Source organism: Desulfobulbaceae bacterium, from assembly GCA_013792005.1.
Classification (GTDB): domain Bacteria; phylum Desulfobacterota; class Desulfobulbia; order Desulfobulbales; family VMSU01; genus VMSU01.
In genome coordinates this window covers 1-9,268 of record VMSU01000170.1, presented here as the reverse complement: position 1 = coordinate 9,268, position 9,268 = coordinate 1, and the positions used below count along the sequence as shown (strand labels likewise).

General features: G+C 46.1%; 3 protein-coding genes. 1 reads left to right on the top strand and 2 read right to left on the bottom strand.

Annotated elements, in window-relative coordinates:
- Window positions 1-775: 775 nt before the first annotated feature.
- On the top strand, window positions 776-3,385 hold the full coding sequence (locus tag FP815_10780; protein MBA3015421.1) for a hypothetical protein: 2,610 nt from the start codon (window positions 776-778) through the stop codon (window positions 3,383-3,385).
- Between the two features lie 156 nt (window positions 3,386-3,541).
- Here the strand turns inward: FP815_10780 and FP815_10775 are convergent, their stop codons facing one another.
- On the bottom strand, window positions 3,542-7,846 hold the full coding sequence (locus FP815_10775; protein ID MBA3015420.1) for a hypothetical protein: 4,305 nt from the start codon (window positions 7,844-7,846) through the stop codon (window positions 3,542-3,544).
- Window positions 7,847-8,037: 191 nt separating this feature from the next.
- On the bottom strand, window positions 8,038-9,165 hold the full coding sequence (locus FP815_10770; GenBank protein ID MBA3015419.1) for a ThiF family adenylyltransferase: 1,128 nt from the start codon (window positions 9,163-9,165) through the stop codon (window positions 8,038-8,040).
- Between the last annotated feature and the right edge of the window lie 103 nt (window positions 9,166-9,268).

Sequence of the window (9,268 nt, the reverse complement as noted above, 5' to 3'; positions counted from 1 at the left end):
CCTTTAATTGAAACCCGAAAAGGCTGGGCCCTCTACCAAAGAAATGAACTTCTTTCGATCGCAACTCAATCTCTTTTTTGGGCCATGCTCGATTTGTTGGATGGAGCGGAGCGAGACATATACAACACCGAGGAATTTGTCTCTTGGGTTCTGCACACCGAGATTGTCAATGAAGCTCTTGCTGGCGATGGCGCTAAGGTTATTGAGCAGTTAGTAACAGAAAGACGTAATGCAATACCCGCAATGTCAGCGTGGGAGGATGAGAACCATGAGATTGCTTTAGGAAGAAAAGCGCTCACTCTCTATGCCGACCATAAAAAACGGCGGGTTCATACAGAGATTATCCGTACCAGTCTTGAAATATTGATCACATTGATTGCTCGGGGGTGGGATGAAGGGGGGTATGGCCGAAAATTCCCTTTCCCGGAAGATTACTTCGCATACTACCCTATTAATCTAAACAGTTTTGAGCGGCTCGCATTAAATGAATGGAAGAACATGCAGTTTAAAGAACTGTTGGGGTGGCTTATCAATCATTGGAGCATTGAAGCACACATGCGAGTTGCACTTCAAAAGATGAATCGTGATAGGCGGGATACATTTCAGGTTCGACCAACAGATCAAGGGTTGAAAGTTGTATCCAAACCGGAACCAGTCTATACCACGCCGAGATTTAGACAAGCACTTCAGGTTTTACGAGATATTGGGGCCATTGAGAAACCAGATCCCAGTAAAAATATTTTCAGGCTCACCGAGTATGGAAGGATTCAGCTAAATGCAGTCGGGTGAACAAGAAGTCTCCATATACGAAGTCCTGAAAGACAGAAAGTTCGAGGCTTCGGTCATCACGACATACAATGTGTACTTCCCTTTTTACGAAGACGTTGTACTAAGACGCCTTTCTGCCTCGGGAGCAAGGCACAACATTCTCATTGTCGATAAAAAACAATTAGCTGACTGCATGAAAACTCCTTCCTTGCGGCCTCGCTTGGCAGGGTATGGATATACGCTAGTTCCCATGGACTTTGGGGGAGCGTTTCACCCTAAAATTGCACTCTTTGTAGAGCGTAGAAAGGGAATCCTGTTTGTTGGCAGCCATAATATGACAATCAGCGGGTTCGGAATAAATCGTGAGCTGACCACTAAGGTTGATATATCGGCAAAGGAAAAATCGGGTGTTAATAGCGCACGATATGTCTTTCAAAGCATTCTGGCATGGGTGACAACTCAACAAGATCTTGGGGCTTATTATTTTGAAACGATTCAATCGCTCACTCAATTTGCCCCCTGGTTAAAAGGTAAAATTGAAGAAAGTACGACTGGGATTCAACTCTATTGCTCTGATTCGAATGAAAAGTCTCTCTGGGAAAAGGTAAAAGAAGTATTGCCGAAGAGAATAAAACGGGTTTTGAGCATTTCCCCTTTCTTTGACTCAAGGCTTCATTTTCTTTCTACTGCCGCGTCAGAACTCCAGATAGAAGAAATTATAATCGGCGTTGAGCCGAGTTCTGTTGAAATCGAGAAACATGGGAGTCTTTCTGGCGCAATTAAATTTGTAGACGCCTCCCAACTTTATAAAAAGCACGGCTACCTTCACGCAAAGGCATATTTGTTTGAAGATCATTCCCACAATCATTGGCTCATCACAGGTAGCGCCAATGCCAGTTTCCCGGCTTGGCTTGCGGGTCCTTCTGAAAGAAACATTGAGGCAATTGTCTTACACAAAGGCGAGTTAGCAATCACAGAAGCCAAGAAAATAGGGATTGTTGAACTCCCATCCTTTCCGGAGTTGTCTGAAACACAATGGATAGAAATTGCTGAACGTCGAAAAAAGCAAAAAGAAAGCGAAACGAAGTCCCTGATACAACAGAAAACGGGAACATGTCTGTGTGAGGGCGATCAGCTTGTGCTCTCGGAGAAGCTATTAGGCGGCAAGGTCTTTGACAATGCCATATGTTATGATGCAAGTCATAACATTTTAGGGGCTATTTCGAAGTGCGAATATCTCGATGGAAATGTAATCATTTCTCTTAAAGCCATCCAAACAGACATCCCCAGCATAAGATTTGTCCAGCTAGAAACGTCTGATAAGAATAATTGTTTTGCCTATGTGCACCATCGGGAGCAGATCGAAAGGAAGCTTGTCTGTTCCCACCAAGCACAATTCAGAGCCTCGTTAGCCAGTCTTAGCAGTGAAAATCCAGATATTGAGAGACTTATTGTCACAGTCGAGAAGATAATCTTTGATAACCCGCCAGAAATACCTCCCCATCTACGGAAAGATCCCTTTAAAAAAGCGGCGCAAGAGGAAGGCTTAGTTGATAAACCAAAAGAAATAGACAGCCTAGCTGTTCATCTCAAAGAAACTTCCGCAGAGAAAAAGCGAATCCGATTGGTTCGCTCAGGGGATCTAGGTCACTTACTAGATGTGTTAATTCATCATCTTGGGATGGGGCTTGAGAAATCAAGGGATGTCATTAAAGACTCAACAGATCAACTAGGTCGTTCCGAGGAAGAACAAATTGGCATTGACGATGCCGAACAGAACGATAGAACGAAGATTGACCCAATAGTAATTGTAAAAACCTGTAACAACAAGGTCCGGAATTTGGTCGGCAGGATGCTTAAACAGCTCGATGCCGTTTCAAGTAAGCAGGAAGTAGATCATGTGCTGCCAATTGTTCAACTGGTTGCTGTGTTGGCTTTACTCCGAGAATTGCGGCTATTAGATGTCAATGCTCCGTGGATGCCGGTCGGCACCTCTTTATTCCCGCTGAAAGAGCGTGAACGTTTACTGCTCGGCTGTATTAAATATCTGTATGGGGCATCCTTTCATTTATTTGAAAAAGCTCTTCAAGAATTGACCGATGAACCAAAGGACGAAATATCTCGCCTGCGTGGCTTATTACTTTGGCTTGCCAGAGACAGCGGGATAGATATTCGCTCTCGTGTTATACTCGGCGAAACTCTTGAAGAGAGAAGAACTAGAATAATAAACCAGTACCAAATGCTCTGTCTCGCTCCAGCTGTATCCAAGGATGACATCGCGAAAGAGGAGGCAAGTATAAGTATCTTGCATACTGCAAATCCGATAAAGAAGGCAGATGCCGCAGAATGGTTAAAGAAACATCTCATATGGGGGCATTGTCTTAAAGGGTATATCCCAAAAAACTTCGATAGGGCGAAAATTGCCAAAAGACCCCCGCAAACAGGAGATATTGTATTTAATTCCCTGATTGAAAATCCGACTTTGTTTGTAGTTTTGCGAGCTACCAACAGCCTTACTAACGTCGTAAATTTTGAAAAAGACAATCTTGAGGGTGGATATGCTACGTCATGTTTAGCGGTTCTGGATATACCGTTGGCTGTCCTTGCAATGCATTAGAACTGATTTGTGATGTAATTGAGGAATCTTAAATCTAGGCCCATTGAGCAAATTATATGATAACGGCTTTTGTGTCATGAAGCGCACAGAAGGTGATTGAGGTAATGTGTCAGTCACAGCCACTTGTTAAATGTAATCGACTAAAGATGTATCTGTTCATGAATCGCTGACTTGTTCTCTTTGAGTCAAGTCAATAACAATCACGTCTATTGCTTCAACTCCGGGATATTGCCCAGCGATACTCTGCCAATAGATTTTCAAAGCACCGGCAAGTTCACTCAATCCAACTAGCTGACCGTTAACCATCCATCGCTTTTCTGGCCCTCTACCTTGAAAGACCAGTAACATCACGCCACATCCAGCACTTTCTTCTCGTAGATAATCACCTGCCAACTGATTTCGCAGCCGCTCGCAAAGATCTGGGCCTGTCCAGTCCTTATCGAGCAATTTCAACTCGATAGGAACAGGAGAATGTACATTAGTATTGTGCAACCAGATATCCATACGTTGGCTGTTCGCCAGCTCTGGTTCCTGGGCAGTAGTGTATTGGCGGTGGCACTGCTGATTGAGCCAACCGGCTATCAACGTGCGCATCTCGGTTTCTCCATTAGAGCGCTGCCAAGTCCGCCAAGGGCTGTCATTCCCACGTTCCAGCCAATTCTTCAGATCATGCAGGTGTTGCACGGCCAGATCAAAGAGCTGGCGATGAGTTGCAGGTGTGATCGTTTGCAACCTGTCAAAAGCATTGACCTGCTCAGCTGTCCAAGATTCCAGATCGCCATCCTCTTCTGCTCGTTTATAGGCCTGCTTTGCCATCCAAGGACGATAATTGGGGTCAGGGTGTTCATGAATCAGCTGCTTAATGAACGTGTAGCTCGCTTTGCCCGGTATTTCAGATAAAAGGTTAAACAATCTGTTGCGTGCATCCTGTGCATCATCACGCAGTTCTGGGGTGTACACGCCTCCATTCGCACGGTTAATATCCTCTTGAACGCGAATGTACCGGTGCATCAGGATATATAGAGACTTCAGATGCTCTGCTGTGCGAAAATGACCAATACTAGGGCCACCATTTCTCACATGGCTCCCTCCCATTAGCGCTGTTACGAAGATTTGTGCAGAGCGACTCGCCACCTCCTCATCTAGACCTGACAACCACTGCTCGACTTCAGTGATACCATTTGCCGGATCACAATCGACACGAAGCGCATACCACCATGGAATGCTTTCCCGGTCATTAGTCTGCTCTATTTGTCGCCTAGCCAGTGCCGCTAGCCTAGCCGGGTCAGTTCCGCCATTGGCCAAGATGTGTAGACAATAGTGTCGGTTCTTTTCGATACGGGTTGGATTGGCCTCCACCCACTCCAGTAGCACAGGAGCCATAGACGAATGGAGCCAAGGCGCATGGTAGACCAGATCATGCAGAATATAGTGCATCGGCTGATCCGATCCAGTGTTCTCAAGTTCCCAGAGTAATTCCTGAATCACGGCCTCATTGACCAATGCAGGAAATGCCTTATGTACACACTCAAACCAACTGGGAAACCCATTAAGTTCCCAGGTGATATAGCGCAAAGCGTGACGAACCTGTGACTCATTAAGATGGCGAGGAAAATCAGCCGTCTCAGCTGCCTCTATCTCTAGTCCAGCCATAGCGAATATCAATGAACAAAGGGTGGTGTTGTCTCTTTTAACCCCTTCAGATTGCAGAGTCGGCATGAAATGCCGCCAATGGTTGATGGCAGCATCGCGGTAAGCTCGAGCGACGGCATCGCCGAAATCAGGGATGAGAGCTTGCCAATTTGCACCTTCAGAACGACTCGTTTTCAAGTCTCTGCCTAGTACTTCATGCAGTAACCAACATTGATCGTTGGTCCATTCACCCGGAGTAAAATTGGGTGGATTACGGACTCGATCTGGATTGATGCGTAACTCCTCTATCCAAGTGTCGCGAGCTTGTTTTTTTCGTTTATTCTTCTCATCCTGCTTTCGTAAGTATTCTGTATGTTCTTCTTCTTGCCTTCGTAGCATCTGTGGTACAGGAGGATTGAGGAAGATCTCCAGTTGATCTCGCAACACATGATCATCAGCAACAGCACCTCGCAGGCTGGCTAGAACGTGTGCAAGCCTGTCAGCTTGCACATAAACCCTATATGCAGTGCTAAGTGCTACCAACCTGTCATCTTTCAATTGGCGGCAACCAATGTAGTTGAGCAACCTAGACAAGCTCGCTGCGTCGAAGGCCCAATAATGGCCCAGCCATGAAATAGACCAGTCATTGGTCAACGGTTCACCAGATTTCAGTGCCGTGGCGGCCCGTGCCTGGTCGACACTGGCCCAGTAGAGCGCGTCATTAAGTTCCGGCCAATTGGGAACATATTTATGTAAATCACTCTTGTATTCTCTGAAATCGTCGTCAGACCAATAGCGCACGGCAGGCACCTTTAACATGATGGACAAAGCTGTACCCCCTAATGCCACAGTGCTTCGAGCTACGACCACTCTTTCTATCGCATGAGTAGCAGGACCAAGTAGCCATGCGTATTCTTTCGAAACATGGCATTCTTTACGTTCAACATATGGGGGCCTGTCAAGATAGCTGTTAAGACCATCGAGCAAATGGGAGATTTCTACTTGACCGTTGCTTACCGGCAAGCGTTCGATAAAGAAATGAAACGCGTCATCGAGACCATCGGAGTTGTAGCGTTCGTGACGTGCTAATTTACCGAGTGAAATCATCAACTGCTCGATATTGTGACTATCAGGCTCTGCTGCTTCAACTATCTCGGCGAGCAATCCTCGCGGTAGCAAGTCATCACTTTCGTTAATCCTTTGCCACAAATTGCGTTTCTGCTCTACAGAGCCACAAGTCATTACTGCTCGGGCCGATACTCTCCGGGCATAGATCCCTCGCGAACTATCTTGTGCAATGTCAATGAAAGGGGATACGCAGCTTGCCATTCCTCCCTGCCAGACCAGCCTACCAAGAAAGAAGATAGCATCGTCGTTGTCGAAGTATTTGTCGATAAGTTGCTGCGTATCTTCCGAGAGATCTAGATTCGCAATCCGTGCAATCGAGCAATTATCTCGTGCGGAGCGATTATCCTCGTCTGAAACAATCCGGCGGACGATGTCTGCCAAAATCCTCTGTCTTTCCAATAAAGGCAGTCGGGACGGATCACCTTCTTCAACGGCAATTTCGGGATGAAATTTCAACGCCCTGCGACGGATTTCATTATCGAGTAGGATAAGCCATGGCAAAATTGGTCGAAGTCGGGGTGTTATAATTTCTTCGCCATATTGCTCACGGAAAAATAGGGCTTCGACAGAATAGCGACTGTTACCCGATTTTAGTAAACCATCAAACCATTCAGCTGCAAGCAGTTCGCGCACATCCCGATTTCGAAACCGAACTGCTCCATAAATAATGTCGTTAAAAATTCCGCGTTCGAGTAGTGCGCAAACATCATTTGGATCCCAATCAGCGAGGACAGATTCTGCTTCGATACCTGGTTTGACCGGTGTAGCATCAGGCACATTGAGACCTACCTGGCCAGTAAGAATTACAGCGGCTGCCAAACGACGCGCTCCTTCTCTTGCCCGTTCAAGATTCAGCGGCTGGCGCTGGGCGCGGTCGCTGTTGTGATCATCGCGTAGCCGCTTGTCGATGTTGTGGCGGAGGAGCTCCAGGCGGCCGCCAAGGGTATTGTCCCCTTCCCATTTGGCCAGAATACTTCCGAGGTCAAATGGGCGCTCCGCAAGACCCCAAAGGTTGGCACGTTCAATTTCATGCAACAGACGATCGATATCCTTCGCTTCACTAGCCACACAAAAGCGCCGAATCCTTTCTTTATCCAAGGGGCGCATAGAGTAAATCGTGAGCGCGCTTTGAGGTTCAGATTGCTGATCTTCATCTCCGTCATGTTCCTTCTGCGGGGCCGCAAGAAACATGATCTCATCCAAAAGTCTTCGATCTTCACTCGGATGCCATGCGTAGGGACGGCTGGAGAGGTAGATGTGCGCCCTGTGTGCGCCTTCTTTTATGCCTTTAGCAAAGCGGCGTAACGCTTTTTCGAAGGCTCTTGGATTTTCGAGCCGTGACTCATCGACAGAATCCAGGAAAAACCATGCGTCCTCCGTCGATTGCAACCATGTCTGAAAGTGGGCTTCCTCACCTACCTCAAATGCATTATAGAAATCGGCTTCGATATCCTCGATACGGATGAAGAAGGATGACTTCCCTAGGGTTGCCAGTACCCTTGCGTGTTGCCGCAATTCCTCGGTCTTCCCAGCACCTGCTTCCGCCAGAATGACACAACGAAATTCGCGGTCCATATCATCCCAAGTTTTTAGTTTGACATGACCCCAACTCGAGAGAATTTCGTCACTTTCTGCATCTTCTTGGCTTTTGGGGACAGGTGAAAACTGTCGTTCTAATGGAATATAGTTATCTATTCGCATTCTCTACACATATTTAAAATTTTAAATAATTTTTGATTTCGTGAATTTCAGAGTTTAGATAGGAGGGGAAAATTGAAAATGTGACTAACGATTTCTTTCTGTGGAGTTCTCAATTTGACAGATCAAGGATTCCTATCTGAAAAATTAAATTGAGTAGGGTAAAAATGTAGGTCAGTAATAATCTTCATGCCTCAACCTCTCAGTGAATTGTTTAATGAACAATAGTGACATTCATCCCACATCTCGTATTCCTCCAACGTCAGATTATTGGTGAAAAAATTAAACTCACCTCGCTTACCTATCATGGTTGGTTTTAGGTTCGGCAATCTCAACATCAACTTCAGACCCTCATTAGCAGCAAAAGATGCCGAGATAGCAGCCAGAGGAGCCAGATTGCCAAGGTTTCGGTGTTCCTTGACGACGCACTCAGCGCCTTCAATCTCCACAACTTTGAGTTTATTCATGCCATGAGAGATACAATGAAAACATGGCGCTTCACCTGGAATGATTGTCGGTCCGATGAGACTGAGGTGCATATTGTATCCGCCGGCGATAATGTATGGCAAATTTTTAGCGAAGGCAATTTCATTAATAATAGCAGAAGTCTGGGCAACGGATGGATAATCCGCGCAGTTGATAAAGATTGTTTGGGGATCAAGAATTCCCTCAAGATCGGAGGATAATGCTTCTGCGCTATTGATTTTTTTCAGAATTGATATGCACTCATAGTAGTTCTGTTTTTTGGCAGAAAGCAGATTTGCAATGGCGTGGGCCTTATTGGTGCCGACATCACTCTTGGTAAAAACAGAGCGATTGAGGTTGTGCGGTTTTACAACGTCATCGTCGATAATGACAAATCGCTTAACCCCCATCTGTGCCAGAAGCAAGGCCACCCAACTTCCTACCCCTCCGGCCCCGACTATGACGACTTGACTTTGTGTGAATTTGTCAAAGGCCGCGCCAACGGCGTGATAAGGAATATAGGAGGCGATAAAATTAATCACCCGCCTAAACGGGTGTGTCTCTCTGGCACTAACAGCATCAAAATCCTCAATGGCGCATCTCTCTATTAGGATTTCAAATAGACGAGCCAGCCCCTCCTTCTGTCCAGCACCAAGGGAGTACTCTTCCACGAGTTGCAGTAACGTCTTACTCCCATCAAGCGAGGCTAAAACTTTTACAAGTACTTCGTCCCTGAAGGCCATGATGAAACTTTGCCGAATGTCAGACAGAAAAAATTGATATTTCCCATCATCGGGCATCGGAACAAAAGAAACCGATGGGCGTAACCTGAACTTGGCAGTTAAAAAACCATCCATCAGAAAGGCCTTCCGCAGGATTGGCAGCTCACATCTCGTTCTACAGTGAAGGTTTCTATGCTATAATTATGGAAAAGAAACTCTCCTCGTCCTCCAGCAACTT

What these genes read in the sequence shown, in the direction of transcription:
- FP815_10780 (MBA3015421.1), top strand. Translation starts at nt 776, where the DNA reads ATGCAGTCGGGTGAACAAGAAGTCTCCATATACGAAGTCCTGAAAGAC.
- FP815_10775 (MBA3015420.1), bottom strand. Translation starts at nt 7,846, where the DNA reads ATGCGAATAGATAACTATATTCCATTAGAACGACAGTTTTCACCTGTC.
- FP815_10770 (MBA3015419.1), bottom strand. Translation starts at nt 9,165, where the DNA reads ATGGATGGTTTTTTAACTGCCAAGTTCAGGTTACGCCCATCGGTTTCT.